At 65.4% G+C, this 26,228-nt stretch carries 17 protein-coding genes and 3 pseudogenes; 14 read left to right on the forward strand and 6 right to left on the reverse strand.

Going from position 1 to position 26,228, the window contains the following annotated elements:
- Positions 1-15 precede the first annotated feature (15 nt).
- On the forward strand, positions 16-981 hold the full coding sequence (locus ACRQ5J_RS05890; protein ID WP_432381757.1) for a threo-3-hydroxy-L-aspartate ammonia-lyase: 966 nt from the start codon (positions 16-18) through the stop codon (positions 979-981).
- A gap of 9 nt (positions 982-990) precedes the next feature.
- On the opposite strand, the gene ACRQ5J_RS05895 is transcribed toward ACRQ5J_RS05890, so the two are convergent.
- The 3 genes from ACRQ5J_RS05895 to ACRQ5J_RS05905 form a co-directional block, all read right to left on the reverse strand.
- On the reverse strand, positions 991-2,001 hold the full coding sequence (locus tag ACRQ5J_RS05895; protein ID WP_432378393.1) for an IS110 family transposase: 1,011 nt from the start codon (positions 1,999-2,001) through the stop codon (positions 991-993).
- A 268-nt stretch (positions 2,002-2,269) separates the two neighbouring features.
- Positions 2,270-5,062 carry a valine--tRNA ligase gene (locus ACRQ5J_RS05900; protein ID WP_432381759.1) on the reverse strand — a complete coding sequence of 931 codons (2,793 nt, stop codon included), beginning with the start codon at positions 5,060-5,062 and terminating at the stop codon, positions 2,270-2,272.
- 84 nt (positions 5,063-5,146) lie between these two features.
- Complete coding sequence (locus ACRQ5J_RS05905) at positions 5,147-8,209, reverse strand: diguanylate cyclase domain-containing protein (protein WP_432381761.1); 3,063 nt, start codon at positions 8,207-8,209, stop codon at positions 5,147-5,149.
- A 276-nt stretch (positions 8,210-8,485) separates the two neighbouring features.
- Here ACRQ5J_RS05905 and thiC point away from each other — a divergent pair.
- The 12 genes and pseudogenes from thiC to ACRQ5J_RS05965 all read left to right on the forward strand — a co-directional run bounded on the left by thiC (position 8,486) and on the right by ACRQ5J_RS05965 (position 21,170).
- Positions 8,486-10,368: pseudogene (gene thiC, locus ACRQ5J_RS05910) on the forward strand (phosphomethylpyrimidine synthase ThiC).
- Between the two features lie 3 nt (positions 10,369-10,371).
- Positions 10,372-10,575: a sulfur carrier protein ThiS gene (gene thiS / locus ACRQ5J_RS05915; protein ID WP_432381763.1), complete on the forward strand. Its 204-nt coding sequence runs from the start codon at positions 10,372-10,374 to the stop codon at positions 10,573-10,575.
- Between the two features lie 6 nt (positions 10,576-10,581).
- A pseudogene (locus ACRQ5J_RS05920) lies at positions 10,582-11,368 on the forward strand (thiazole synthase).
- A complete protein-coding gene (gene thiD / locus ACRQ5J_RS05925; RefSeq protein WP_432381765.1) occupies positions 11,365-12,306 on the forward strand; it encodes a bifunctional hydroxymethylpyrimidine kinase/phosphomethylpyrimidine kinase in 942 nt (313 codons plus the stop codon). The pseudogene ACRQ5J_RS05920 and the gene thiD overlap by 4 nt, the downstream one beginning before the upstream one ends.
- A gap of 15 nt (positions 12,307-12,321) precedes the next feature.
- Positions 12,322-12,938 (forward strand): annotated as a pseudogene (thiE, locus tag ACRQ5J_RS05930) (thiamine phosphate synthase).
- Between the two features lie 71 nt (positions 12,939-13,009).
- Positions 13,010-13,642 (forward strand): ANTAR domain-containing response regulator, encoded by a 633-nt coding sequence (locus tag ACRQ5J_RS05935; protein ID WP_432381767.1) that lies wholly within the window; start codon positions 13,010-13,012, stop codon positions 13,640-13,642.
- A gap of 201 nt (positions 13,643-13,843) precedes the next feature.
- On the forward strand, positions 13,844-14,296 hold the full coding sequence (locus ACRQ5J_RS05940) for a response regulator (protein ID WP_432381769.1): 453 nt from the start codon (positions 13,844-13,846) through the stop codon (positions 14,294-14,296).
- Positions 14,297-14,398: 102 nt separating this feature from the next.
- Complete coding sequence (locus tag ACRQ5J_RS05945) at positions 14,399-15,328, forward strand: Gfo/Idh/MocA family protein (protein WP_432381770.1); 930 nt, start codon at positions 14,399-14,401, stop codon at positions 15,326-15,328.
- 184 nt (positions 15,329-15,512) lie between these two features.
- Positions 15,513-16,619 carry an S-(hydroxymethyl)glutathione dehydrogenase/class III alcohol dehydrogenase gene (locus tag ACRQ5J_RS05950; protein ID WP_432381772.1) on the forward strand — a complete coding sequence of 369 codons (1,107 nt, stop codon included), beginning with the start codon at positions 15,513-15,515 and terminating at the stop codon, positions 16,617-16,619.
- Between the two features lie 122 nt (positions 16,620-16,741).
- Positions 16,742-18,607 carry a M56 family metallopeptidase gene (locus ACRQ5J_RS05955; protein WP_432381774.1) on the forward strand — a complete coding sequence of 622 codons (1,866 nt, stop codon included), beginning with the start codon at positions 16,742-16,744 and terminating at the stop codon, positions 18,605-18,607.
- Positions 18,608-18,609: 2 nt separating this feature from the next.
- On the forward strand, positions 18,610-18,756 hold the full coding sequence (locus ACRQ5J_RS05960) for a hypothetical protein (RefSeq protein ID WP_432381776.1): 147 nt from the start codon (positions 18,610-18,612) through the stop codon (positions 18,754-18,756).
- A gap of 110 nt (positions 18,757-18,866) precedes the next feature.
- Complete coding sequence (locus ACRQ5J_RS05965) at positions 18,867-21,170, forward strand: UvrD-helicase domain-containing protein (protein ID WP_432381777.1); 2,304 nt, start codon at positions 18,867-18,869, stop codon at positions 21,168-21,170.
- Here ACRQ5J_RS05965 and ACRQ5J_RS05970 read toward each other — a convergent pair.
- Genes ACRQ5J_RS05970 through ACRQ5J_RS05980 form a run of 3 tightly spaced genes read right to left on the reverse strand, consistent with a single transcriptional unit; the run spans position 21,167 to position 23,340 of the window.
- Positions 21,167-21,913 carry a BPSS1780 family membrane protein gene (locus tag ACRQ5J_RS05970; RefSeq protein ID WP_432381779.1) on the reverse strand — a complete coding sequence of 249 codons (747 nt, stop codon included), beginning with the start codon at positions 21,911-21,913 and terminating at the stop codon, positions 21,167-21,169. The two genes, ACRQ5J_RS05965 and ACRQ5J_RS05970, sit on opposite strands and share 4 nt — an antisense overlap.
- 31 nt (positions 21,914-21,944) lie before the next feature.
- Entirely contained in the window at positions 21,945-22,901 is a 957-nt protein-coding gene (locus ACRQ5J_RS05975; RefSeq protein ID WP_432381781.1) for a homoserine kinase, read from the reverse strand.
- A gap of 22 nt (positions 22,902-22,923) precedes the next feature.
- On the reverse strand, positions 22,924-23,340 hold the full coding sequence (locus tag ACRQ5J_RS05980; protein WP_432381783.1) for a hypothetical protein: 417 nt from the start codon (positions 23,338-23,340) through the stop codon (positions 22,924-22,926).
- 105 nt (positions 23,341-23,445) lie between these two features.
- Here ACRQ5J_RS05980 and polA point away from each other — a divergent pair, with 105 nt between their 5' ends.
- Entirely contained in the window at positions 23,446-26,217 is a 2,772-nt protein-coding gene (gene polA, locus ACRQ5J_RS05985) for a DNA polymerase I (RefSeq protein ID WP_432381785.1), read from the forward strand.
- Positions 26,218-26,228 lie beyond the last annotated feature (11 nt).

A 26,228-nucleotide genomic window follows, 5' to 3' on the forward strand; every position in this document is an offset into this window, starting at 1 on the left:
ACCACAGGAAAAATCATGAGCGAACTGAAACTGCCTACCTTTGAAGACGTGGTTGCCGCCTCCGAGCGCATCGCCGGCGTGGCGCACCGCACGCCGGTGCTGACCTCGACCACCGCCAATGCCGAGCTGGGCGCGGAAATTTTCTTCAAGTGCGAAAATTACCAGCGCATGGGCGCGTTCAAATTCCGCGGCGGCTATAACGCGCTGTCCAAATTCACGCCGGAGCAGCGCAAGGCGGGCGTGGTGGCGTTCTCGTCGGGCAATCACGCGCAGGCGATCGCCTTGTCCGCGCGGCTGCTGGGCATTCCGGCCACCATCGTCATGCCGCACGACGCCCCTGCGGCCAAGGTGGCCGCCACGCGCGGCTACGGCGCGCAAGTGGTGATCTACGACCGCTACAAGGAAGACCGCGAGCAGATCGGCCGCGACCTGGCCGCCAGGCACGGGCTGACGCTGATCCCGCCATACGACCACGCCGACGTGATCGCCGGGCAGGGCACGGCGGCCAAAGAACTGTTTGAAGAAGCGGGCCGGCTGGACTACGTATTCGCGCCGCTGGGCGGCGGCGGGCTGCTGAGCGGCACGGCGCTGGCAACGCGCGCGTTGTCGCCGTCGGCCAAGCTATTCGGCGTGGAGCCGGAGGCGGGCAACGACGGCCAGCAATCATTCCGCAGCGGCAGCATCGTCCACATCGACACGCCGAAGACGATTGCCGACGGCGCGCAGACCCAGCATCTGGGCAACATCACCTTCCCGATCATCGGGCGCGATGTCGACGACATCCTCACCGCCAGCGACGACGAATTGCGCGCCGCGATGCGCTTCTTCGCCGAGCGCATGAAGATGGTAGTCGAGCCGACCGGCTGCCTCGGCTACGCCGCCGCGCGCCAGCTGAAAGACCAGCTGCAAGGCAAGCGCGTCGGCATCATCATCAGCGGCGGCAACATCGACATCTCGCGCTACGCCGAACTGCTGGCATAAAACCCGGGGTCAGATACCGTCTTGAATAGCAAGCCCTTTTGAAAGGTAATTGGCGTCAAAGGGCTTGCCGGTACGAATGACACCGTAGATGAGATGCACGAGCTTATGCATCACGGCGCCGATCACGGCTTTTTTCGCCATGCCATTATTCGCCAGGCGCTGGGCAAACTGGTGTAGTAGCGGGTTGTGGCGGCTTGCCACCATGCCGGGCATATAAAGCGCGGCGCGCATTGAGGTGCTGCCCTTGCGGCTGATGGTGGTGCGCCCCCGAAGCGAGGTTCCTGAGCTGCGCTGGCGTGGCGTCACGCCGAGAAATGCCGCCAAGGCCTTCGCGTTGCCGAAGCGCCGAATGTCGCCCAACTGGCCCAAGATGCGAGCTGCGGTGGTGTTACCAATGCCTGGAATACTGGTGATGAGCTGCGCGTCGTGCTTGAGGCCGGGATGGCGGTCGATGTGGTCATCCACGTCGTCTTCCAGTTGCTTGATCTCGGTGTCAAACCAGGCAATGAGCAAGCGCGCGTGCTCAGCCACCTCGCCCATGCCGCTGGCCTCATAGCTTTCCAGCCGGTTGCGTTCCTGCTGGCGCATATCCTTCAGAGCCAGTATCCGCTGCGACCACGCACGCAACTGACGTTGCTCCAGCGGAGCGGGCGCCCACGTTGCCGGCGCCATCGCCGCGCAGTAACGTGCGATCAATGCTGCGTCCGCCTTGTCGGTTTTATTGCGCAGGTTCTCGCTCTGGCCAAAGCCCTTGATGCAGCCCGGATTGACTACGCTCACGGCAAGCCCGGCATCATAAAGCGTGGTCGCCACCTCCTCGAAATACACACCGGTCGCTTCCATGCAGACCCGTAATGCCGCCTTGGGTAACTTGGTCTTGTCCAGCCATTCCAAGAGCACCTGATGGCCTGCGGCAGAGTTATCTATGACCTTGCTCTTGATCTTGCCGTTCACTAGCAGGGCCACGTCGAGCTTTTTCTTGCCGACATCGATCCCCACGATTGCTGTTGAGCTATCCATTTTTGACCTCTCTCGTATGCGGGCTTACGCGCGAGGCGATGACCCAAGATACCGTTCGGACTTTTAAAATGAAACAGGCAGGGGCACCAATCTGACCCACGGGCTCAATGGCCCAAATTCTGATCGGCATCACCCTGCCTGACCACCTCCGTCACTTTATCCGATGATGGGGCGGTATGCTCAATATACGAGGTCTGACAAACGCACACGGGCTCAACTGCATAGCAGCTGAGCCCGTGTGCGTTTGTCAGACCTGACCCCGGATTTATCAGGCGGGCAGCTTGGCGATTTGTTCGCGCATTTTGGTCAGCGTGGCCGAGAAGTTGGCGACGCGTTCTTTTTCTTGCGCCACTACCTCTGCCGGCGCGCGGGCGACGAAGCTTTCGTTCGACAGCTTGCCGTTGGCCTTGGCAATCTCGCCTTCCAGGCGTGTGATTTCCTTGGTCAGGCGCTCACGCTCGGCTTTGACGTCGATTTCTACCTTCAGCATCATTTTGGTGGTGCCGACGATGCAGACCGCCGCCGGCGATTCCGGCAGGGCGTCGACGATCTGCACTTCGGCCAGCTTGGCCAGCGCTTGCACGTAGGGCGCGTAGCCTTCCATCGCGGCCTTGTCGGCGGCGTTGCCCGGCTCGACGATCAGCGGCACCCGCAGCGACGGCGCCAGCTGCATTTCGCCACGCAGGTTGCGCGTGGCGTCGGTCAGCGCCTTCAGCTGCTGCATCCACGCTTCGGCCGACTCGTCGATGTGAGCGGTGTTGGCGATCGGGTACGGTTGCAGCATGATCGAGTCGCCGCTCTTGCCGGCCAGCGGCGCGACCGCCTGCCACAACGCTTCGGTCACGAACGGGATCACCGGATGCGCCAGGCGCAGCACCACTTCCAGCACGCGCAGCGGCGTGTGGCGGGTGGCGCGCTGCTGGCCTTCGGTGCCGTTCTGCACCTGCACCTTGGCCACTTCCAGGTACCAGTCGCAGTATTCGTCCCAGACGAATTTGTAGATGGCCGAGGCGATGTTGTCGAAGCGGTAGTCCGCGAAGCCTTTGGCCACTTCCAGCTCGGCCTTTTGCAGCAGCGAGATGATCCACTTGTCGGCCTGCGACAGGTCGGCTTCGGAAGCCGAGCAGTCCTTGCCTTCGGTGTTCATCATCACGAAGCGGGTGGCGTTCCACAGCTTGTTGCAGAAGTTGCGGTAGCCTTCGCAGCGGCCGAGGTCGAAGTTGATGTTGCGGCCCAGCGAGGCGTACGAGGCCATCGTGAAGCGCACGGCGTCGGTGCCATAGGCGGCGATGCCGTTCGGGAATTCCTTGCGCGTGGCCTTGGCGATTTTCTCGGCGTCCTTCGGGTTCATCAGGCCGGTGGTGCGCTTGCTGACCAAGGCTTCGACGTCGATGCCGTCGATCAGGTCGATCGGGTCCAGCGTGTTGCCCTTGGACTTCGACATTTTCTGGCCCTGCGAGTCGCGCACCAGGCCGTGCACGTACACGGTTTCGAACGGTACTTTGCCGGTGAAGTGCGCGGTCATCATGACCATCCGCGCCACCCAGAAGAAGATGATGTCGAAGCCGGTCACCAGCACCGACGATGGCAGGAAGGCCTTGATGTCCGGCGTTTCCTGCGGCCAGCCCAGCGTCGAGAACGGCACCAGCGCGGACGAGAACCAGGTGTCCAGCACGTCGTCGTCGCGGCGCAGCGGCGCGCTGATGCCCTTGGCCGCCGCTTGCGCCTTGGCTTCCTCTTCGGTGCGGGCGACGAAGATGTTGCCGGCGTCGTCGTACCAGGCCGGGATCTGGTGGCCCCACCACAGCTGGCGCGAGATGCACCAGTCCTGGATGTTGTTGAGCCACTGGTTGTAGGTGGTGCTCCAGTTTTCCGGCACGAATTTAATTTCGCCGCTGGCCACTTTTTCCAGCGCCACTTCGGCGATCGATTTGCCCGGGTTGAACGTGCCTTCCGGCGCCGGCTGGCTCATGGCGACGAACCACTGGTCGGTCAGCATCGGCTCGATGACCACGCCGGTGCGGTCGCCGCGCGGCACCATCAGCTTGTGCGGCTTGACATCCTCCAGCAGGCCTTGCGCTTCGAGGTCGGCGACGATCTGCTTGCGCGCGGCAAAGCGGTCCAGGCCGCGATACGCCGCCGGCGCCTCGTCGCTGATTTTCGCGTCCAGCGTCAGGATCGACGGCATCGCCAGCTTGTGGCGCTGGCCGACCGCGTAGTCGTTGAAGTCGTGCGCCGGCGTGATTTTCACGCAGCCGGTGCCGAAGGCCTTGTCGACGTATTCGTCGGCGATGATCGGGATTTCACGGCCGACCAGCGGCAGCTTGAGCAGCTTGCCCACCAGCGGCTGGTAGCGCTCGTCGGTCGGGTCGACCGCCACGGCGACGTCGCCCAGCATGGTTTCAGGACGGGTGGTGGCCACGGTCAGGTGGCCGCTGCCGTCGGCCAGCGGGTACTTGATGTACCACATCGAGCCGTTTTCTTCTTCCGACACCACTTCCAGGTCGGACACGGCGGTGCCCAGCACCGGGTCCCAGTTGACCAGGCGCTTGCCGCGGTAGATCAGGCCCTGCTCGTGCAGCCGCACGAACACGTCGGTGACGACCTTGGAACGCTCGGCGTCCATGGTGAAGTATTCGCGTTGCCAGTCCGGCGAGGCGCCCAGGCGGCGCATCTGGCCGGTGATGGTGGAGCCGGATTTCTCTTTCCACTCCCAGACTTTCTTGATGAATTCCTCGCGGCCGAGATCGTGGCGCGAGATTTTCTGCGCGTCCAGCTGGCGCTCGACCACGATCTGCGTGGCGATGCCGGCGTGGTCGGTGCCGGGAATCCAGGCGGTGTTATGGCCCAGCATGCGGTGATAGCGCGTCAGGCCATCCATGATGGTCTGGTTGAAGGCGTGGCCCATGTGCAGGGTGCCGGTGACGTTCGGCGGCGGCAGCTGGATGCTGAAAGAAGGTTTGCCGGCGTCGAGGGTGGCGGTGTAGTAACCGCGCGTTTCCCACTCGCTGCGCCAGAACTGTTCAATGTCGGCAGGCTCGAAAGACTTGGCTAATTCCATGATAGGGCAGAGGTATGTAGTGAATGCGTTGGCGAAAACAGCCATTATAGATGACGCGGCCCACGCTGCGCAGTATTGTGGCAGTTACAACGTTTCCATTCCGCCCGCCGCCAGCCGCCAGGTGTTGCGCCCGGCCGCCTTGGCGTCGTACAGGGCGACGTCGGCACGCTTGTAGAGCTGTTCGTGGCTGTTGCCGGCGCAGTAGACGGCGGCGCCGATGCTGGCGCTGATCTCGATCACCGCCGCGCCGTGCGGCAGCGGCGCCGCCACATTGGCCAGGATGCGCGCGCACACCGGCTCCAGCGTGGCGCGGTCTGCGGCCTGGCTCAGCAGCACGGCAAACTCGTCGCCGCCGAGGCGGAACGGCCGGTCGGCCTCGCGCACGGCCGCGCGCAGGCGCTCGGCGGTGGCGGCCAGCAAGGCGTCGCCGGCGTCATGGCCCAGCGTGTCGTTGACCGGCTTGAAGCGGTCGAGGTCGATCAGCAGCAGCGTGAACGGTTCGCCGCCGCGCTCGGCCTGCGCCACCATGTGGCGCAGCTCGTCGTTGAATAGGCGGCGGTTGGCCAGCCCGGTCAGCGGATCGCCATAGGCCAGCGTTTCGAGCTGCGCCTGGGTGGCGCGCAGCTCGGCGGTGCGCGCCTCGACCATCGCCTCCAGCTCGCGCTGGCGGCGCCGCAGGTAGGTGGTGCGCGCGTGCAGCAGGCCGGCGCCCAGCAGCAGTGCCAGCGCCGCCATCGCCGCCCGCGCCAGCACATGCTGGTGCCAGGCCGGCAGCACGCGCACCGGCACTTCCAGCGGCGGCGCCCAGTCGCCGTTGCGGTTGGAACCGCGCAGTTGCAACAGGTAGTCGCCCGGCGGCAGGTTGTTGTAGCTGGCGCGGCGCAGGCTGGCCTCGGTGCTGACCCAGTTCGAGTCGAATCCCTTGAGCAGGTAGGTGTAGCGGTTGCGCTCGGGCGCCGTGTAATCGAGCGCGGCGAATTCCAGCGAGAAGCCGCGTTCGCGCGCAGCGGTGGTGACGATGATCGGCGGCGCCTGCTTGCCGCGCCCCTGGTTGTAGGCGGCGAACGGCATGTCTTTGTCGTTGAGCAAAATCCGCGTGACCACCACCGGCGGCACGTAGCGCCACGGCGCCAGCGCGGTCGGCCGCACCACGGTCAGGCCCGACAGGCCGCCGAACACCAGGTCGCCGCTGGCGGTGACGGCGCCGGAGTTGGTCCAGTAGGTCGGCACATGCACGCCTTCGCCGGGGCCGAGCGCGGTGATGGCGTAGTTGCGCGGATCGATGCGCGCCAGGCCGGCGTCGGTGCTGGCCCAGATCATGCCGTCGCGGTCCTGCAGCAGCTTGTTGCCGCCGCTGTCGGGCAGGCCCTGCTGCATGCCGAGCCGGCGGAAGCGCCGCCGGCCGTCGGCGTCGGTGCGCTCCAGGACGACGATGCCGGTGCCGAAATTCGACAGCCACAGCCGGCCTTCGCGGTCCATCAGCAGCGACGACACATAGCCCGGCGGCAGGCGGTCCGGCGTTGCCAGGTCGGCCGGTACCGCCTCCACCTGGCCGGCACCCGGACCGACACGGGCCAGGCCGGTGCGGGTGCCGACCCAGACCGCGTCGCCGACCGGCAGGAGGGCGGTCACGCGCGGGTCGCCCAGCCGCTTGTCCTCGTGCCGCAGCAGGCGCGGCGCGCCGGCCGGCGGCAGCGCCAGCGCCCATACGCCGTCCAGCCCGCCGAGCCACAGCGTGCGGCCGCTGACCGCCAGCGCCCACACCTCGTCTTCCTCGCGCCGTTGCGGCAGTGCCACGCGTTGCGCCCGGCTGCCGTCGGCCGTTGCGCGGAACAAGCCGTTCTGGGTGCCGATATAGACTTCGCCGTCGGGACCGGTGGCGGTGGCCAGCACGCGGCCTTGCGGCAGGCCGTTGGCCGGGCCCAGGCGCCTGACCAGGCCGTGCTGCGGATCGACGATGGCGACGCCGCCGTTGATCATGCCCAGCCACAGCCGGCCGTCGGCCGCCGCCATGGCGCTCGGCACGCTGATGACGCCGCCTTGTCCCGGTTGCAGATAGCGGATGGTGGCGATCGCGCGCGGCTGCGGCGCGTGCTGGCTGATGCCGGCCATGTCGGACGCGTAAATGACGCCGCTGCGCTCGCGGAACATCGCCATGACATCGTTGTCGGCCAGGCTGTCGGTGGCGTCGTCGCGGTGGCGGATGCGGCGCGTGCTGTTGTGCCGCACGTCCACCACCACGATGCCGCCGTTGGAGCCGTTGATGCCGAGCCAGATTTCGCCCGGCGCCGCCTCGACCATGCCGGACACCCGTTCCCGCTGCAGCGCCGGCTGCGCGCCGCTCTCCTGCACCGGCGCGGCCGCCATGTCGCCGGGCGCCATGACGAAGGCGCCGCTGGTGCGGCTGCCGATCCACAGCCGGCCGGCGCTGTCGCGCAACAGCGCGCTGATCGGCATGCCGCTCTTGCCGCCCAGCGCGATCTGGCGCGCCGGCTGCTGGTGACGCAAATGGAACAGGCCGCGCCGCGTGCCGGCCCACAGGCTGCCGTCGGCGTCGCGCAGCAGCGTGTCGATGCCGCCGGCCGGCAGCGCGGCGGCGTCGTAGGCGTCGCCGAGGCGGCTGAACTGGCCGTCCGCCGTCAGATGATCGAGCCCGCTGCCGGTGGCGATCCACAGGCCGCCGGCGCCGTCGTCGGTCATCGCGGCCACGCGCGCGTCGCGCAGGCCGGTCGGGCTGGTGCGGTAGCGAACAAAGTTGTCGTGCTCGGCGTCATAGCGCGCCAGGCCGCCGGAGTTCATGCCGGCCCATAGCCGTCCGCGGCTATCGACGTGCACGCTCATCACGTAGCTGTCGGGCAGGGCGTCGTCGCGCGCGTCGGCCAGGTATTTGACGTGGCGGTTGCCGTCCCAGCGCACCAGGCCGGCCTGGGTGCCGATCCAGATGAAGCCCTGCCGGTCCTGCGTGAAGCACAGGCCGCTGCTGATGTCGTTGTGGACGTAGCGCTTGAACGCGGTGTAGGACATGCCGTCCCAGCGCTCGCCGGAGTCGGCGCGCGCCACCATGCACAGCAAGGAGCAGAGCAGGATGAGGCCGCGCAACAGGCGCACTGGCAGGGCGGGACGAGGTTGAATATTGCTGCGTAGCATGACGGACACTATACCTGAGCGACAGCGCGCTGAATGTAGGATTTTTGCCACTTTGATTACAACATGGGTATAATCGTCGCGCTGCCGCAAGGTGGCAAACGCTAGAGTCCTGCGTCACGCATGTTGAACATGCGTGACGCGGGTGAGAAATACCCTCCGAACCTGATCTGGATAATGCCAGCGAAGGGAAGCTTAGGATGTCTGCCGCGCACGCCCAGTGCGGGGGCGGCCGTCCAACCTCCTTTGCTGGCTCCTGTAGCCCAACAAAGGAGCCAAATGAACGCCAATCCGAAATTCATGTCCGCCACCGCCACGGTGGACGAGGCAGCGATACAGCCGCTTCCGAACTCCCGCAAAATGTATGTGACCGGCAGCCGCGACGACATCCGCGTGCCGATGCGCGAAATCGCCCAGACCGACACGCCGGCGTCGTTCGGCGCCGAGGCCAATCCGCCGGTGACGGTGTACGACACCTCCGGCCCGTACACCGACCCGCAGGCGCAGATCGACATCCGTTCCGGCCTGGCCGAAACGCCACGCCTGCCGTGGATACTGGAGCGCGGCGATACCGAGGAACTGGACGGCCCGACTTCCGAGTACGGCCAGGCGCGCCTGGCCGATCCGGCGCTGGCGGAGCTGCGCTTCAACCTGCACCGGCTGCCGCGCGCGCGCGCGCCGGCCGCAATGTCACGCAGATGCACTACGCGCGCCAGGGCATCATCACGCCGGAGATGGAGTTCGTCGCCATCCGCGAGAACCTGCGCCGCAAGGAGTACGTCGAGAGCCTGAAGGCGGCCGGTCCGAACGGCCAGCGGCTGGCGGAGCTGATGGGGCGCCAGCATCCGGGCCAGGCTTATGGCGCCAGCATCCCCGCCGAGATCACGCCGGAATTCGTGCGCCAGGAGATCGCGCGTGGCCGCGCCATCATCCCGGCCAATATCAACCACCCGGAGGTGGAGCCGATGATCATCGGCCGCAACTTCCTGGTCAAGATCAACGCCAACATCGGCAATTCGGCGGTGACCTCGTCGATCGGCGAAGAGGTCGAGAAGATGACGTGGTCGATCCGCTGGGGCGGCGACACGGTGATGGACCTCTCCACCGGCAAGCATATCCACGAAACGCGCGAATGGATCATCCGCAATTCGCCCGTACCTATCGGCACGGTGCCGATTTATCAGGCGCTGGAAAAGGTCAACGGCAAGGCCGAGGACCTGACGTGGGAGATTTTCCGCGACACGCTGATCGAACAGGCGGAGCAGGGCGTCGATTACTTCACTATCCATGCCGGCGTGCTGCTGCGCTATGTGCCGCTGACGGCCAGCCGCATGACCGGCATCGTTTCGCGCGGCGGCTCGATCATGGCCAAGTGGTGCCTGGCGCATCACAAGGAGTCCTTCCTGTACACGCACTTTGAAGAAATTTGCGAGATCATGAAGGCGTATGACGTGTCGTTCTCGCTGGGCGACGGCTTGCGTCCAGGCTCGATCTACGACGCCAACGACGAGGCGCAGCTGAGCGAGTTGCGCACGCTCGGTGAGCTGACCCAGATCGCCTGGAAGCACGACGTGCAGGTGATGATCGAAGGTCCCGGCCACGTGCCGATGCAGCTGATTAAAGAGAATATGGATTTGCAGCTGGAGCAGTGCCACGAGGCGCCGTTCTACACGCTGGGGCCCTTGACCACCGATATCGCGCCGGGCTACGACCACATTACCTCCGGCATCGGCGCGGCGCAAATCGGCTGGTATGGCACGGCGATGCTGTGCTACGTGACGCCGAAGGAGCACCTTGGCCTGCCGGACAAGAACGATGTCAAGGACGGCATCATCACCTACAAGATCGCGGCGCATGCGGCGGACCTGGCCAAGGGCCATCCGGGCGCGCAGATCCGCGATAACGCGCTGTCCAAGGCGCGCTTCGAGTTCCGCTGGGAAGACCAGTTCAACCTGGGCCTCGACCCGGACAAGGCGCGCGAATTCCACGACGAGACCCTGCCCAAGGATTCGGCCAAGGTGGCGCACTTCTGCTCGATGTGCGGCCCGCATTTCTGCTCAATGAAGATCACGCAGGAGGTGCGCGCGTATGCGGAGGGCGGCATGCAGGTGAAGGCGGTGGAGTTCCTCAAGAACGGCGCGGAACTGTATAGCAAGGCCTGAACCATGATCGAGATTGAGTTGAACGGCGCGCCATACCAGGTGCCGGCGCGCCAGACCTTGAATGAGCTGGTGGACGCGCTGGCGTTGACCGGCCAGGCGCTGGCGCTGGCGGTGAACCGCAATGTGGTGCCGCGCCAGCGCTGGCCGGAACACGTCCTGCAGGCGCAGGATAAAGTGGATATTGTGCGCGCCATCGGCGGCGGTTAATTGGAGATGGATATGAGTGATGTGTTGAAGATTGCTGGCAAAGAGTACAAATCGCGGCTACTGGTTGGCAGCGGCAAGTACAAGGATTTGCAGCAGACCCGCGAGGCGACCGATGCCGCCGGGGCGGAGATTATTACGGTGGCGATCCGCCGCGTGAATATCGGCCAGGACCCGAAGGCGCCGTCGTTGCTGGATGTGCTGCCGCCGTCGCAGTACACGATTCTGCCGAATACGGCGGGCTGCTATACGGCCAGGGATGCGGTGTGATACCTTGCAGATGGCGCGCGAGCTTTTAAACGGCCATAAGCTGGTGAAGCTGGAGGTGCTGGGCGATGAGAAGACCCTGTTCCCCAATATGCCCGAGACGCTGGTGGCCGCGCGCGAGCTGGTGAAGGATGGTTTCGATGTGATGGTGTATTGCAGCGATGACCCGATTCAGGCGCGCATGCTGGAGGATATCGGCTGCGTGGCGGTGATGCCGCTGGCGTCGCTGATCGGTTCCGGCATGGGGATTCTGAATCCGTGGAATCTGTCGCTGATTATCGAGCAGTCGCAGGTGCCGGTGCTGGTGGATGCGGGCGTGGGCACGGCGTCCGATGCGGCGATTGCGATGGAGCTGGGCTGCGATGGGGTGCTGATGAACACCGCCATCGCCGGCGCGCACGACCCGGTGCGCATGGCGCGGGCGATGAGGCTGGGCGTGCAGGCGGGGCGCGAGGCATATCTTGCCGGGCGCATTGCGCGCAGGTTCGCTGCGTCGCCATCGTCGCCGATGGCCGGCCGGCTGGCATGATGCCCGAGGCGCGGCCGTGCGTGCTGGTGTTTGCCGGGCTTGATCCGTCCGGCGGCGCCGGCTTGTCGGCGGATTTGCAGGCGATCGCGGGGCAGGGCGCGCATGCGCTTACTGTCTGTACCGCGCTGACGGTGCAAGACAATGATCGCGTCTATGGCGTGCGGCCGGTGGAGGCGGAACTGGTGCTGCGTCAGGCGCGGGCCTTGGCCGACAAGTTCGTCATCAGCGCGATCAAGATTGGCATCACCGGCAGCGCCGCCAACGCCCAGGCGATCGCCGACTTCATCGTCTGGCTGCGCAGCCGCGCACCGACACTTGGCAGCCAGCCAGCCACCAGCGCTGCCACCGCTTCCACCGCCGCAGCAGCCACCACCACCGTCAGCGCCGCCGCTGGGGGCGTCAGCCCCACCGCTGCCGCCGCTGGCGCTGACGCCATTCCCGGCGCTGGCGTCGCTGACGGCGCGTGGGGGCGGGCGGAGTTGCCGGTCGTGCTCGACCCGGTGCTGGCGAGCGGCCATGGTGACTTGCTGTCGCGCGACGATGCGGCGCAGGCCCTGGCGCCGCTGCTACCGCTGACGACCATCCTCACCCCCAACGGCCCGGAAGCGCAAACGCTGAGCGACGCCACCCAGCCCGAGGCGCAAGCCGACGCGCTGCGCGCACGCGGCTGCCGCCACGTCCTCATCACCGGCGGCCACGGCGACGGCGATCACGTCATCAACCGCTGGTACGGCCCCGGCGCGCCGCGCGAATGGCGCTGGCCCCGTATTGACGGCGCCTTTCACGGCAGCGGCTGCACGCTGGCCGCCGCCATCGCCGGACAACTGGCAGCGGGCTTGCCCACCGCCATCGCGCTGGAACAGGCCCAGCACTACGTCTACCACGCGCTGCGCGATGCCTACGCCATCGCCGCCGGCCAGCGCATCCCCTTACGCTAAACGAAAGAGCACACCATGCAAGGACTCTACCTCGTCACCCCCAACTGGGACGACACCGACCGCCTGCTGCATCTCAGCGAACAGGCCATGCAGGCCGGCCCCATCGCCATGCTGCAATACCGCCACAAGGATGCCGGACCCGCACAGCGCGCCGAACAAGCGGCCGCGCTGCAGGCGCTATGCCGCCGCCACAACGTACCGTTCATCGTCAACGACTTCGTCGACCTGTGCGCACAACTGGACGCCGACGGCGTGCACCTGGGCGGCACCGACGCCGACGTCGCCACCGTCCGCGCCCAGCTCGGCGCCGGCAAAATCATCGGCGCCTCCTGCTACGGCGACATGCCGCGCGCATTGCACGCACAACAGGCCGGCGCCAGCTACGTCGCCTTCGGCGGCTTCTACCCGTCGCGGGTAAAAAATACGCCGTCACCACGCCACCTTCCATCCTCGACCAGGCAAGCGAAGTCATCAATGTGCCCACCGTCGTCATCGGCGGCATGACGCCGGACAACGCCGCGCCCCTGGTGGCGCGTGGCGCGCACATGGTCGCCGCCATCAGCGCCGTCTATCAAGCTGAAAGTGTGGCGCGGGCGGTCAGCCAATTCAACGCGCTTTTCGCGCAGCAATAAAACGCTTGAAGTATCGGCCAGTTTCGGCTTTATAATGGGGTCGTTAGTATTAGCCCAAGGTTGCCGACCCTATGCCTTTATCTTCTATCAGCCAGAAGCGCCTGATTCTCATCGTCGATGACGATCCCCTGCTGCTCGATTTCCTTGGTGAAGTGCTGGGTCACGCCGGCTACGACATTGCCAAGGCATCGTCCGCGGAGCAAGCGTTGCAACTTATCGCTCAGCGCGAGCCGGACCTGGCCCTGCTGGACATCCACATGCCCGGCATGAACGGCCTGGAGCTGGCCAAGCAGTTGCACGCCACCAGCTCGGTGCCGTTCATGTTCCTGTCCGGCCGCGGCGACGCCGACGCCGGCAAGCAGGCCGCCTCCTACGGCGCGGTCGGCTTCCTGGTCAAGCCGGTCGATGAAAAGCAGCTGCTGCCGGCCTTCGCCGCCGGCCTGGCGCGCGCCGACGAAATCCGCCAGCTGCGCCGCACCGAACTGAATCTGAACGCCGCGCTGGCCGCCGGCCGCGAGACGAGCCTGGCGGTGGGCCTGCTGATGTGCAAATTCCAGACCGACCGCAACACCGCCTTCGAAGTGCTGCGCGACCACGCCCGGTCCAATCGGCGCAAGGTCAACGAGGTGGCGGACCAGTTGCTGGCGGCCGAGGAAACCCTCAACAGCTTGCATGCTGCATTCAACAGCCGTCTGAAAAAGTAAACGCCGCAAGCAAAAATACTTGTCGTAAAGCATTTTTGAGCTACACTACTGTCTGAGCGGCGGATACCCATCCGCCCGCCTCAGCAGCAACAGGGCCCCATCTGCGCCTGTTGCCATCATGGCGCCTGCACCCTGCGCCCACGCCCGATTCCTTCGGCCCAACTCCGCCGAGCTTGCATTAGCTTTCCAGCGGAGACAGCCATGACCAATGATTTCCCAAGCAGCACCTATCGTCCGTTCACCGAAGAGTCCGGTGGCGCCATCGGTTTTTCCATCTTTGCCGCCGCCCCGCGCGTGCTGCACATCGACAGCGACCACGACGCGGCGCTGGTGCTGGCGGCCTTGCTGGTGCCGGAAACCCAGGTCACCCACGTGGCCACGCTGGCCGCCGCGCAGGAACTGCTGCGCACGGAAAAGTTCGCACTGGTGGTGCTGGACCCGGACCTGCCGGACGGCGACGGCGTCGACCTGCTGCCCGAGGTGCGCGTGCTGCAGGCCGAGGCGCGCGTGCTGATGTACTCGGCGCGCCACCCGGAGCAGCACAACGCCGGCAGCGCCTTCCTGCCCAAGCCGTGGACCTCGCCGCGCCAGCTGTGGCGCACGGTGTCGGACCTGATGGGCATCGGCCCTGCGATGCCGGTTGAACCGCAATAACGGCATTATTGATAATAAATACAGGGTGACGTCCGTATAACCTTGTTGGCGGGCTGGCCGAGGTGATAGGCTGGCGGATCAACTCAATCAGGACTTACACAGATGACGTCACCTATCAAACTCGCCATCGTCGGCGTGGGCAAAATCGTTTACGACCAACACTTGCCGGCCATTACCGCCAACGGCGATTACGCGCTGGTCGCGACCGCCAGCCGCAACAACACCATCGACAACGTACCGAGCTTCCCGACCATCGAAGCGATGCTGCAAGCCGACCCGGGCATCGAAGCCGTCTCGCTGTGCATGCCGCCGCAGTACCGCTACGCCGCCGCGCGCAAGGCGCTGGCCGCCGGCAAGCACGTGTTCCTGGAAAAGCCGCCGGGCGCCACGCTGTCGGAAGTGGCCGACCTGGAAGCCTTCGCCGCGGCACAAGGCGTCAGCCTGTTCGCCAGCTGGCACTCGCGCTATGCGCCGGGCGTGCAGCCGGCCAAGGCCTACCTGGCCGCCCACGCGCCAACCGCCATGCACGTGATCTGGAAAGAAGACGTGCGCCAGTGGCACCCGAACCAGGACTGGATCTGGCAGGCCGGCGGCCTGGGCGTGTTCGATCCGGGCATCAACGCGCTGTCGATCGTCACCGAAATCCTGCCGTCGGCGGTGTTCCTGACCAAGGCCGCGCTGGAGTTCCCGGAAAACCGCGACGCGCCGATCGGCGCCGAGCTGCACTTCCAGAACGCCGACGGCGTCAAGGTGCACGCCGAGTTCGACTGGCGCCAGACCGGCAAGCAAAGCTGGGACATCGTGGTCACCACCGCCGACGGCGAAGTCAAGCTGGCCGACGGCGGCGCGCGCCTGTGGATCAACGGCGCCGAACAGCCGCTGGCGCCAGAGGCCGAGTACCCGTCGCTGTACCAGCGCTTCGCCGACCTCATCCGTGCCGGCAAGTCCGACGTCGACGTGGCGCCGCTGCGTCACGTGGCCGACGCCTTCATGCTGGGCCAGCGCAAAGTGGTGGACGCTTTCCACGATTGATTTGGTATCAGGAGCAATCAGCGAGGGCTGCTCCCGGCCGGTAACAGCTATTACGTCATTCCCGCGCAAGCGGGAATCCATACTTTGCCTGCATACTGCTGACCCATGGATTCCGGCCTGCGCCGGAATGACGGCAACTGGCTGAGAACAAGGTATCATGATGTTCCCACGCGAAAGGAGCATCATGAAAACCAAAGCAGCCGTAGCCTGGCAGGCGGGCAAGCCCCTGACGATTGAAGAAGTCGAACTGGGCGGCCCGCGCGAAGGCGAAGTGCTGGTGGAAATCAAGGCCACCGGCATCTGCCATACCGATTACTACACGCTGTCCGGCGCCGATCCGGAAGGCATCTTCCCGGCCATCCTCGGCCACGAGGGCGCCGGCATCGTGGTGGACGTCGGCCCCGGCGTCAAGTCGCTGAAAAAGGACGACCACGTCATTCCGCTGTACACGCCGGAATGCCGCCAGTGCAAATTCTGCCTGTCGCAAAAAACCAATCTGTGCCAGTCGATCCGTTCCACGCAAGGCAAGGGCCTGATGCCGGACGCGACCAGCCGCTTCTCGCTCGACGGCAAGCCGATCTACCACTACATGGGCACGTCGACCTTCTCCAACTACATCGTGGTGCCGGAAATCGCGCTGGCCAGGATCCGCGAGGATGCGCCGTTCGACAAGGTGTGCTACATCGGTTGCGGCGTCACCACCGGCGTCGGCGCGGTGCTGTTCACCGCCAAGGTGGAGGCGGGCGCCAACGTGGTAGTGTTCGGCCTCGGCGGCATCGGCCTGAACGTGATCCAGGCGGCCAAAATGGTCGGCGCGGACAAGATCATCGGCGTCGACATCAACCCGGCGCGCGAAGCGATGGCGCGCAAGTTCGGCATGACCCATTTCATCAATCCTAACGAGGTCGACAATGTCGTCGACCACATCATCCAGCTGACCGATGGCGGCGCCGACTACAGCTTCGAGTGCGTCGGCAACACCACGCTGATGCGCCAGGCGCTGGAATGCTGCCACAAGGGCTGGGGCAAGTCGATCATCATCGGCGTGGCGGCGGCGGGGCAGGAAATTTCGACCCGGCCGTTCCAGCTGGTGACCGGGCGCGAATGGAAGGGCTCGGCCTTCGGCGGCGCGCGCGGCCGCACCGATGTGCCGAAGATTGTCGACTGGTATATGGAGGGCAAGCTCAACATCGACGACCTGATCACCCATCGCCTGAAGCTGGAAGACATCAACCAAGGCTTCGACCTGATGAAGAGCGGCGAGTCGATCCGCTCGGTGGTGCTGTACTAAAATCCGCGCCCGCTGGATGTAGAAAAAAGTTCTAGACATCGCAATCTAGATAACTTATTCTACATCCATCGACTTGGAGGGCGGCATGGATATCTCGATCAATTTCACGACGGGCAGCGGCGATGAATAGCATGCTGCCAGCGATGGTGTCCGCCGTTGGCTGGGCGCTGCTGCACTTTATCTGGCAGGGCCTGCTGATAGGCTGGGCGGTCACGCTCGCCATGCACCTGCTGCGCAAGGCGCGTCCGCAGACGCGTTACGTGGTGGCCTGCGGCGGCATGTTGCTGTGCGCGGCGCTGCCGCTGTCGAGCATCCTCATGCAACTGGCCGACCTGCATGCCGGCGCCGGCTTCGCGGCCGTGCAGACGGTGGCCGTGTCCGGCGCGGCCGACGGCGCCGCGTTGCTCGGCGACGGCGCGCTCGACGGCGTCAAAGACCTGCTGCGGCGGCAGCTGCCGTGGGTGGTCGGCCTGTGGCTGGCCGGCGCGGCGCTGATGGCGCTGCGTCTCGCCATCGGCCTCAAATGGGTGGCCGACCGCACCCGGCCGGACCAATACACCACCAATCCTTACTGGCAGCGCCGCTTGTCCGGGCTGGCGCGCCGCTTCGGCATCGACGCCCATGTGCGGCTCGGCGTGGCGGACAAGCTGGACAGCCCGATCACCGCCGGCTGCTTCAAGCCCATCGTCCTGGTGCCGGCCGCGCTGGTCACCGGCATGCCGGCCGACCTGCTGGAAGCGCTGCTGGCGCACGAGCTGGCGCACATCAAGCGCCACGACTATCTGGTCAACCTCATACAAAGCGCGATCGAGATCGTGCTGTTCTATCACCCTAGTGTTTGGGCTATATCGCGCAGGATACGGATCGAGCGGGAACAAATCGCCGACGACCTGGCAGTCGAGATGCTCGGCCAGCCGCACAAGCTGGCGCAAGCCCTGTCGCAACTGGATCGCTTTCAGTTCGACACAACACAACTAGCCCACGCGGCTCATGGAGGAAATCTCATGTCACGTATCAAACGCCTGCTGCGTCCCGATGTGGAACCGGTCAGCTGGAAAATCGCCGCGCCGCTGGCCGGCCTGCTGGCGGCCGGCGCCATGCTGTACGCCCACGCCGCACCGCAGCCGCCTGCCGCACCTGCCGCGGCGATGGCCGCCGAGTTGCCTGTTGCGCCCGCGATGCCGGAAGTTCCCGCCGCACCCGCTGCCCCGGCCGCAGCTGAAGCGGCTGCGGCGGCCGATGCCGCCGATCCGCCGGACGCCATCGAGCCAGCAGACGCCCCGGCGCTGATCGCCCAGGCTGCGCCGGCAGCCCCGGCAGCCCCGGCAGGCGCTGCGGCCCCGGCAACCCCGGCGGCCCCAGCCACCCCAGCGGCTACCGCCGCCGCCGCGCCTGCCGCTGTGGAGCGCCAGGCCTACGCCATCGTCCACGCCGGGCGCGACAACATGACCGTCTCCGCCACCAGGCAGGACATCCGCAAAGTCGCGCAACTGCGCAACAACGTCAAAGGCGACTTCCTCTGGTTCCGGGACGGCGAAAAAACCTATTTGGTCAGCGACCCATCGATCATCGCCCGCCTGGAAGAAGCGTGGACGCCAGCCAACCGCATCAGCACGCAGATGGACGAGCAGGGTAAAAAAATGGACGCCCAAGGCAAGATCATGGGCGCCATCAGCGAGCAGATCGGCACCATCGCCGGCGAGTACGGCAGGAAAGCCGCCCGCGAAGCCCTTGGCGATGAACGTGAAATGGCGCGCCTCGCACGCGCGCAGGAGCGTATCGCCCGCCGTATCGAAGATCTCGCGCGCGACATGGCCGACGACCGTGGCGGCGACAAGCTGCGCGGCCTGCAGGAACAGCAAGCCCGCCTGCAAGCCGAGCTGGCGCCGCTGCAAGCGCAGATGGCCCGGCGCCAGAGCGAGCTGAACGCAAAAATGCGCCAGCTGCACGAGCAGGACGCCCCCTCAAAGCGCTGCACGAAAAGCTGAGCGTGGCCAGTCGTCCGATGGGCGAAATGAGCGCCCGCATGGCCGAGCTCAGCCTCAAACACGCCGACGCCGTCCGCGACGCCGAGCGCGTGTTGAAATCGCTGATGCGGGAAAGCCTGCAAAACGGCAAAGCCACCCCCGCCGGCTGAAAACCGGGGTCAGGTCTGACAAACGCACACGTGCTCTACCGTAGCGTTCCGCTACGGTAGAGCACGTGTGCGTTTGTCAGACCTGACCCCGGACCCCGTATAATCATGGGATGCACAATCTTCTTCACAACCTTAACGAGGAACAGCTCGCCGCTGTGACCTTGCCGGCGCAGAGCGCGCTGATTCTGGCCGGCGCCGGCTCCGGTAAAACCCGCGTTCTGACGACCCGTATCGCCTGGTTGATCCAGACCGGCCAGGTGTCGCCATCGGGCATTCTGGCCGTGACCTTTACCAATAAGGCCGCCAAGGAGATGCTGACCCGCCTGTCCGCCATGTTGCCGATTAATACGCGCGGCATGTGGATCGGTACGTTTCACGGCCTCTGCAACCGCCTGCTGCGTACCCATCACCGCGACGCCGCGCTGCCGCAGACCTTCCAGATCCTCGATTCGCAGGATCAGCTGTCGGCCATCAAGCGCCTGCTGAAGGCGCAAAACGTTGATGATGAGAAGTTCCCGCCGAAGGACATCATGTACTTCATCAACAACGCCAAGGATTCCGGCCTGCGCGCCGACAAGATCGATCCGTATAACGCCGACGAGCGCAAGAAGGTCGAGCTGTATCAGCTGTACGACGACCAGTGCCAGCGCGAGGGCGTGGTCGATTTCGCCGAGCTGCTGCTGCGCACCTACGAGCTGCTGAGCCGCAACCAGCCGCTGCGCGAGCATTACCAGCAACGCTTCCAGCACATCCTGGTCGATGAATTCCAGGATACCAATGACCTGCAATACAAGTGGCTGAAGCTGATTTCCGGCCACGGCACCCAGAACCACAGCGCGCTGTTTGCCGTCGGCGACGATGACCAGTCGATCTACGCCTTCCGCGGCGCCAACGTCGGCAATATGAGCGCCTTCGAGCGCGAATTCCACGTCCGGAATCTGATCAAGCTGGAGCAGAATTACCGCTCGCACGGCCACATCCTCGACGCCGCCAACGTGCTGATCGCCAACAACAGCAAGCGCCTCGGCAAGAACCTGCGCACCGACGCCGGCCACGGCGAGCAGGTGCGCGTCTACGAGGCCAACTCGGACCTGTCCGAAGCGGCGTGGATTATCGAGGAAACCAAGAATCTGATCCACGACGGCGCCTCGCGCAGCGAAATCGCCGTGCTGTACCGCTCGAACGCGCAGTCGCGCGTGATCGAGCATGCGCTGTTCTCGGCCGGCATTCCCTACCATGTGTATGGCGGCCTGCGCTATTTCCAGCGCGCCGAAGTCAAGCACGCCATCGCCTATCTGCAGTTGATGGACAACCCGCACAACGATTCGGCCTTCCTGCGCGTGGTCAACTTCCCGGCGCGCGGCATCGGCGTGCGCTCGATCGAGACCTTGCAGGCCGCCGCCGACCAGTACGGCATTTCGCTGTACGCGGCGGTGCCGTATGTCGCCGGCAAGGCTGGCACTTTGCTTGGCGGCTTCGTCAAGCTGATCGAGGGCACCCGCTTCGAGACGCAGCAGATGGCCTTGCCGGAACTGGTGCGCGTGGTGCTGGAGCAGTCGACACTGCTGACCCACTACGCCACCGAGAAGGAAGGCGCCGACCGCATCGAGAACTTGGAGCAGATGGTCAGCGCCGCCAGCCAGTTCGTCTCGGAAGAGGGCTATGGACAGGGCGCGCCGGCCCATCTCGGCCCGCAGTCGCAGGCCAGCGCCGGCGCCGCCGTGGTCAACGAGGATGGTGTCGAGATCCTCGACGCCGATGCGCCGCTGGCCACCGTGATGTCGCCGCTGTCGGCCTTCCTGTCGCACGCCTCGCTGGAAGCGGGCGACAACCAGGCCACCGTCGGCCAGGAGGCGGTGCAGATGATGACGGTGCATTCGGCCAAGGGCCTGGAGTTCAACAATGTCTTCATCACCGGTCTGGAAGAGGGCTTGTTCCCGCACGAGAGCAGCTCGCGCGAGCACGACGGCGTGGAAGAGGAGCGCCGCCTGATGTATGTGGCGATCACCCGCGCGCGCCAGCGCCTGTACCTGAGCTTTGCGCAGACGCGCATGCTGCACGGCCAGACCCGCTACAACATGAAGTCACGCTTCTTTGACGAGCTGCCGGAAGATGCGCTGAAATGGCTGACGCCGAAGGTGCAGCCGAACTGGTTCGGCGCCAGAAAGTCCGCCTGGGACGAGGCGCCGCTGGTCGGCTCGGATAAGGCGCTGGCGCAGAAGATGATCGCCAGCAAGGCCGTGGGCGCCGGCGCCGGCTGGCGGCTTGGCCAGTCGGTCGCCCACGCCAAGTTCGGCGAGGGCGTGATCGTCAACATTGAGGGCAGCGGCAATAACGCCCGGGCTCAGATCAACTTCGGCGCCGCCGGCATGAAGGTGCTGGACCTGAGCATCGCCAAGCTGGAAAAGCTTTAACGCTTGGCGAGGTCGACCGCCTCCGGCGACGCCGGCGGCGTGCCGAAGAGCTGGCGGTAGGCGACGTACAGCGTGCAGTGCACCAGCACGATCATCAGCAGCACGGTGCTGAACATCAGCGTCAATGCCAGCAGCGGGATGAACGCGGCCAGCAGCGACACCACCAGCACTACCAGCTGGCACAGCAGGTACAGCGTCACGGTGGCGGTGATGAAGGCTTTGAAGTTGCGGCCGACCGTCACCACGCTGAAGAACAGCGCCTTGGCCAGCGTCATCTTTTGCCAGTGGATCAGCGGCGCCGCCGGGCAGCCCAGCAGCCAGCCGCTCAGCGAAATCAGCGCCGAGATCAGAATCGGGAATTGCAGCTTTTCCAGCGTCTCCTTGTCGATGCGCACCGCCTCGGTGGTGTCGATCTGGCTGAACACGTCATCGCCCAGCAGCCGCAGCGCGGTCAGCGCCAGCAGCGCCACCACCAGGTACAAGCCGCCCAGTTGCAGCAGCGGCCGGCGCACCGGTTTCTTGAAGCCGGTGGTCACCAGCAGCGGGAAGGCGCGCTTGCCGTGGTCGACGTCGGCGCACGCCTGCAGCAGCGCGACGCTGAACAGCGGCGCCAGCAGCGACGGCAGCGCCGCCCCAGCAGCGGGATCATGGCGCCGATCAGCGTCAGGAACATGCAGCTGAAGAACAGCGCCATCAGCGCCCCCGGCTGCTTGCGGAACACTTCCAGGCCTTGTTTGACCCATTGCCAGCCTGTGCCTGCGTTAAGCTTTTCCATCAGAACAGTCCTGGCGCCGGTTTGGCGATGCGTTCGCGCAGAATGCGCTCGAAATGGCCCGGGTCGTGCGGCGTCAGCATTTCGGCCTCGCGCGGACGGTAGAAGTCGTACAGGCGCGACAGCCAGAAGCGCAGCGCGCCGGCGCGCAGCATGGCCTGCCAGGCGTGATGCTCGGCCTCGGTGAACGGCCGCACCGCGTGGTAGGCGTCCAGCAGGGCGCGCACGCGGGTTTCGTCCAGCACGCCGCTGTCGAGGTCGATGCACCAGTCGTTGACGGTCACCGCCACATCGAACAGCCAGGTGTCGCAGCCGGCGAAGTAGAAGTCGAAGAAGCCGGTCAGGCGCTCGCCGTCGAACATCACATTGTTGCGGAACAGGTCGGCATGCACCGGCCCCGTTTGCAGCTGCTTGTAGGTCTGGCAGGCAGCGAAGGTTTCCTGGTAGTGCACCTCGGCCTTCAGCAGGTGCGCCTTGTCTTCCGGAATGTACGGCAGCACCAGCGGCGTGGTGTGATGCCACCACTCGAGGCCGCGCAGATTGGGCTGCTTGAGCGGATAGTCCTGGCCTGCCAGGTGCATTTTCGCCAGCATGGCGCCGACGGCGGCGCAATGCACCGGCTGCGGCTGCATCTGCGAGCTGCCTTCGAGCTTGCTGACGATGGACGCCGGCTTGCCGTGCAGCGCGGTGACCAGCTCGCCCTTGTCGTTGGCGATCGGCGCCGGCACCAGCACGCCGCGGTCGGCCAGGTGGCGCATCAGCTGGAGATAAAACGGCAGTTGTTCGAACGACAGGTTCTCGAAGATGGTGAGCACATACTCACCGCGCTCGGTCGTCAGGAAAAAGTTGCTGTTCTCGATGCCGGAACTGATGCCTTTGAGCTCAAGCGCTTTGCCGAGCGGGAATTGGGTGATCCACTGGGAAACGTCGTCCAGCGACACCGGAGTAAAGACTGCCATGTGCGAATGTGGGTGTGATGTTTTAACGGGCAGGCAGCGGCGCCGGCGGTGCGCTGGTGTCGCCCGCTTCTTCGTCCGCCGCTTTCTTTTTCTTCTGGCCGAGGTCGAATTCCATCACCGTCCACTGGGCGCCGCGCAGCGGGCCGGCCGTGCGGTCGCCGGGCAGGGCGGTGCCGGTCGGCTGCTTGTGGCTCAGGGTATAGGTGCTGGGACCGCTTTTGACGGTGGTTTCGACCGGGTTGCCGCTGTTGTCGCGGCGTTCGGTGATCTGCGTATCGGACTTTTGCTGCTGTTTGGAGGTGATGGTGACCGCGTCGTCGGCGACTTCCTCGATTTTTTCCAGTTTGGGCGGCGCCTGGCTCGGCGTCGACTGGGCCAACGCCGCCTGGGCGCTCAGGGTCAGGAGGAGGGCCGGCCAGAGAGGAGAGATGCGCTTCATGATATTGCCTTTAACAGAGAAAAAGCCGCAGAATTTTTGTGTATGATCCATTGTAACACCTGCGATAATGTTGCATTCACGCCTAAGCACCCTCACATCGTACCTATGCAAAATACCCTGTTGTTAGTAGACGGCTCCAGCTATCTTTACCGCGCCTTCCACGCGCTGCCCGACCTGCGCAGCGCCGACGGCCACCCGACCGGCGCCATGCACGGCATGGTCAACATGCTGCGCCGCCTGCGCGCGGATTACCCGGCCGCCTACATCGCCTGCGTGTTCGACGCCAAGGGCAAGACTTTCCGTGATGAAATGTATCCGGAATACAAGGCCACGCGCGCGGCGATGCCGGACGACCTGCGCTTGCAGATCGAGCCGATCCACGAGGCGGTCAAGGCCATGGGCTGGCCGATCCTGATGGTCGAGGGCGTGGAGGCGGACGACGTCATCGGCACGCTGTCGGCGGCGGCGTACCAGGCCGGCATGAATGTGGTGGTGTCCACCGGCGACAAGGACCTGGCCCAGCTGGTCAACGACAAGGTCATGCTGATTAACACCATGACCAACGAGAAGATGGACGAGGCCGGCGTGCTGGCCAAGTTCGGCGTGCCGCCGAACCGCATCATCGACTACCTGACGCTGATCGGCGACACCGTCGACAACGTGCCCGGCGTCAGCAAGTGCGGCCCGAAGACGGCGCTGAAATGGCTGACCGCCTACGGCTCGCTGGACGGCATCATCGCCAACGCCGACCAGATCACCGGCGCGGTCGGCCAGAACCTGCGCGACGCGCTGGCGTGGCTGCCGAAGGGCCGCGAGCTGATTACCGTCAAGCTCGACTGCGACCTCAGCGGCCACATGGTGTCGATCAGCGAATCGCTGGTCGCGCGCGAGGAAGACAAGCCGGCGCTGCTGGACTTCTTCAGCAAATACGGTTTCAAGACGCTGCTGCGCGAACTGGGCGCGGCGACCGGCACGCCCGGCGCGGCGCCGGGCGCCACCGTCAAGGTGTCGCTCGACGCGCCGGTCGGCGGCGCCGCCTCGGCCAACGGCGACCTGTTCGCCGAACCGGTCATCGCCACCTATGAAACGGTGACCACCGACGCGCAGCTGGACCAGTGGATCGCGCGCATCGACGCCGCCGCGCTGACCGCGGTCGATACCGAAACCACCTCGCTGGAGCCGATGCTGGCGCAGCTGGTCGGCATTTCGCTGTCGGTCAAGCCGGGCGAGGCCTGCTACATCCCGGTGGCCCACGCCTACCAGGGCGTGCCGCAGCAGCTGGAACGCGATCATGTGCTGGCCAGGCTGAAGCCGTGGCTGGAAGACGCGAGCAAGCTGAAGGTCGGCCAGAACCTCAAGTACGACAGCCACATCTTCGCCAACCACGGCGTATCGCTGCAGGGCGTTCACCACGACACGCTGCTGGAATCGTATGTGTTTGAATCGCACCGTTCGCACGACATGGACAGCCTGGCGCTGCGCCACCTGAACCACACCACGATTCCGTTCGTGGACGTGTGCGGCAAGGGCGCCAGCATGATCACCTTCGACAAGGTGGACATCGCCCGCGCCACCGAGTACGCGGCGGAAGACGCCGACATCACGCTGCGGCTGCACCAAAACATGATCGGCGAGGTGGAGAAGGACGAGAAGCTGAACTTCATCTACCGCGACATCGAACTGCCGACCGCCGTGGTGCTGCAAAAGATCGAGCGCAACGGCGTGCAGATCGACGCCGGCCTGCTGGCCCAGCAGTCGGCCGAACTGGGCGCGCGCATCGCCGAGCTGGAAGCCAGGGCGCACGAGCTGGCCGAGCAGCCGTTCAACCTCGGCTCGCCGAAGCAGATCGGCGAAATCTTCTTTGAGAAGCTGAAGCTGCCGGTGGTTAAGAAAACCCCGAGCGGCGCGCCGTCGACCGACGAGGAAGTACTGCAAAAGCTGGCCGAGGACTATCCGCTGCCGAAAGTGCTGCTGGAATACCGCAGCCTGTCCAAGCTGAAGTCGACCTACACCGACAAGCTGCCGAAGGGCATCAATCCGCAAACCGGCCGCGTGCATACCAACTATGCGCAGGCGGTGGCGGTGACGGGCCGGCTGGCGTCCAACGATCCCAACCTGCAAAACATTCCGATCCGCACCAAGGAGGGCCGCCGCATCCGCGAGGCCTTCGTGGCGCCGGCCGGTTCGCACATCGTCTCGGCCGACTATTCGCAGATCGAGCTGCGCATCATGGCGCACATCTCGGAAGACGCCAACATGCTGCGCGCGTTCGCCGAGGGCGTGGACATTCACCGCGCCACCGCCGCCGAAATCTTCGGCGTCGAGCCGGAAGCGGTCGAGAGCGAGCAGCGCCGCTACGCCAAGGTGATCAACTTCGGCCTGATCTACGGCATGAGCGCGTTCGGCCTGGCCAGCAACCTGGGCATCGAGCGCGGCGCGGCGCAGAACTATATCGACCGCTACTTCGCGCGCTTCTCGGGTGTGAAACAGTATATGGACGACACCCGCCTGCAAGCGAAAGCGCGCGGCTACGTGGAGACGGTGTTCGGCCGCCGCCTGTGGCTGCCCGAGATCAATTCCCCGAACGGCCCGCGCCGCCAGGGCGCCGAGCGCGCGGCGATCAACGCGCCGATGCAGGGCACGGCGGCCGACCTGATCAAGCTGGCCATGATCGCCGTGCAGCACTGGCTGGAAGCCGAAAAGCTGGGCACGCGCATGATCATGCAGGTGCACGACGAGCTGGTGCTGGAGGTGCCGGACGCCGAGCTGGAACTGATCAAGCAGAAACTGCCGGAGCTGATGGCCGGCGTGGCGCAACTGAAAGTGCCGCTGATTGCCGAAGTGGGCGTTGGCAGCAACTGGGATCAAGCACACTAACCCTGGTCATT

The sequence above is a fragment of the Duganella sp. P38 genome, assembly GCF_050859475.1.
Classification (GTDB): Bacteria; Pseudomonadota; Gammaproteobacteria; order Burkholderiales; family Burkholderiaceae_D; genus Rugamonas.

What these genes read in the sequence shown, in the direction of transcription:
- ACRQ5J_RS05890 (WP_432381757.1), top strand. Translation starts at nt 16, where the DNA reads ATGAGCGAACTGAAACTGCCTACCTTTGAAGACGTGGTTGCCGCCTCC.
- ACRQ5J_RS05895 (WP_432378393.1), bottom strand. Translation starts at nt 2,001, where the DNA reads ATGGATAGCTCAACAGCAATCGTGGGGATCGATGTCGGCAAGAAAAAG.
- ACRQ5J_RS05900 (WP_432381759.1), bottom strand. Translation starts at nt 5,062, where the DNA reads ATGGAATTAGCCAAGTCTTTCGAGCCTGCCGACATTGAACAGTTCTGG.
- ACRQ5J_RS05905 (WP_432381761.1), bottom strand. Translation starts at nt 8,209, where the DNA reads ATGCTACGCAGCAATATTCAACCTCGTCCCGCCCTGCCAGTGCGCCTG.
- thiS (WP_432381763.1), top strand. Translation starts at nt 10,372, where the DNA reads ATGATCGAGATTGAGTTGAACGGCGCGCCATACCAGGTGCCGGCGCGC.
- thiD (WP_432381765.1), top strand. Translation starts at nt 11,365, where the DNA reads ATGATGCCCGAGGCGCGGCCGTGCGTGCTGGTGTTTGCCGGGCTTGAT.
- ACRQ5J_RS05935 (WP_432381767.1), top strand. Translation starts at nt 13,010, where the DNA reads ATGCCTTTATCTTCTATCAGCCAGAAGCGCCTGATTCTCATCGTCGAT.
- ACRQ5J_RS05940 (WP_432381769.1), top strand. Translation starts at nt 13,844, where the DNA reads ATGACCAATGATTTCCCAAGCAGCACCTATCGTCCGTTCACCGAAGAG.
- ACRQ5J_RS05945 (WP_432381770.1), top strand. Translation starts at nt 14,399, where the DNA reads ATGACGTCACCTATCAAACTCGCCATCGTCGGCGTGGGCAAAATCGTT.
- ACRQ5J_RS05950 (WP_432381772.1), top strand. Translation starts at nt 15,513, where the DNA reads ATGAAAACCAAAGCAGCCGTAGCCTGGCAGGCGGGCAAGCCCCTGACG.
- ACRQ5J_RS05955 (WP_432381774.1), top strand. Translation starts at nt 16,742, where the DNA reads ATGAATAGCATGCTGCCAGCGATGGTGTCCGCCGTTGGCTGGGCGCTG.
- ACRQ5J_RS05965 (WP_432381777.1), top strand. Translation starts at nt 18,867, where the DNA reads ATGCACAATCTTCTTCACAACCTTAACGAGGAACAGCTCGCCGCTGTG.
- ACRQ5J_RS05970 (WP_432381779.1), bottom strand. Translation starts at nt 21,913, where the DNA reads ATGGGTCAAACAAGGCCTGGAAGTGTTCCGCAAGCAGCCGGGGGCGCT.
- ACRQ5J_RS05975 (WP_432381781.1), bottom strand. Translation starts at nt 22,901, where the DNA reads ATGGCAGTCTTTACTCCGGTGTCGCTGGACGACGTTTCCCAGTGGATC.
- ACRQ5J_RS05980 (WP_432381783.1), bottom strand. Translation starts at nt 23,340, where the DNA reads ATGAAGCGCATCTCTCCTCTCTGGCCGGCCCTCCTCCTGACCCTGAGC.
- polA (WP_432381785.1), top strand. Translation starts at nt 23,446, where the DNA reads ATGCAAAATACCCTGTTGTTAGTAGACGGCTCCAGCTATCTTTACCGC.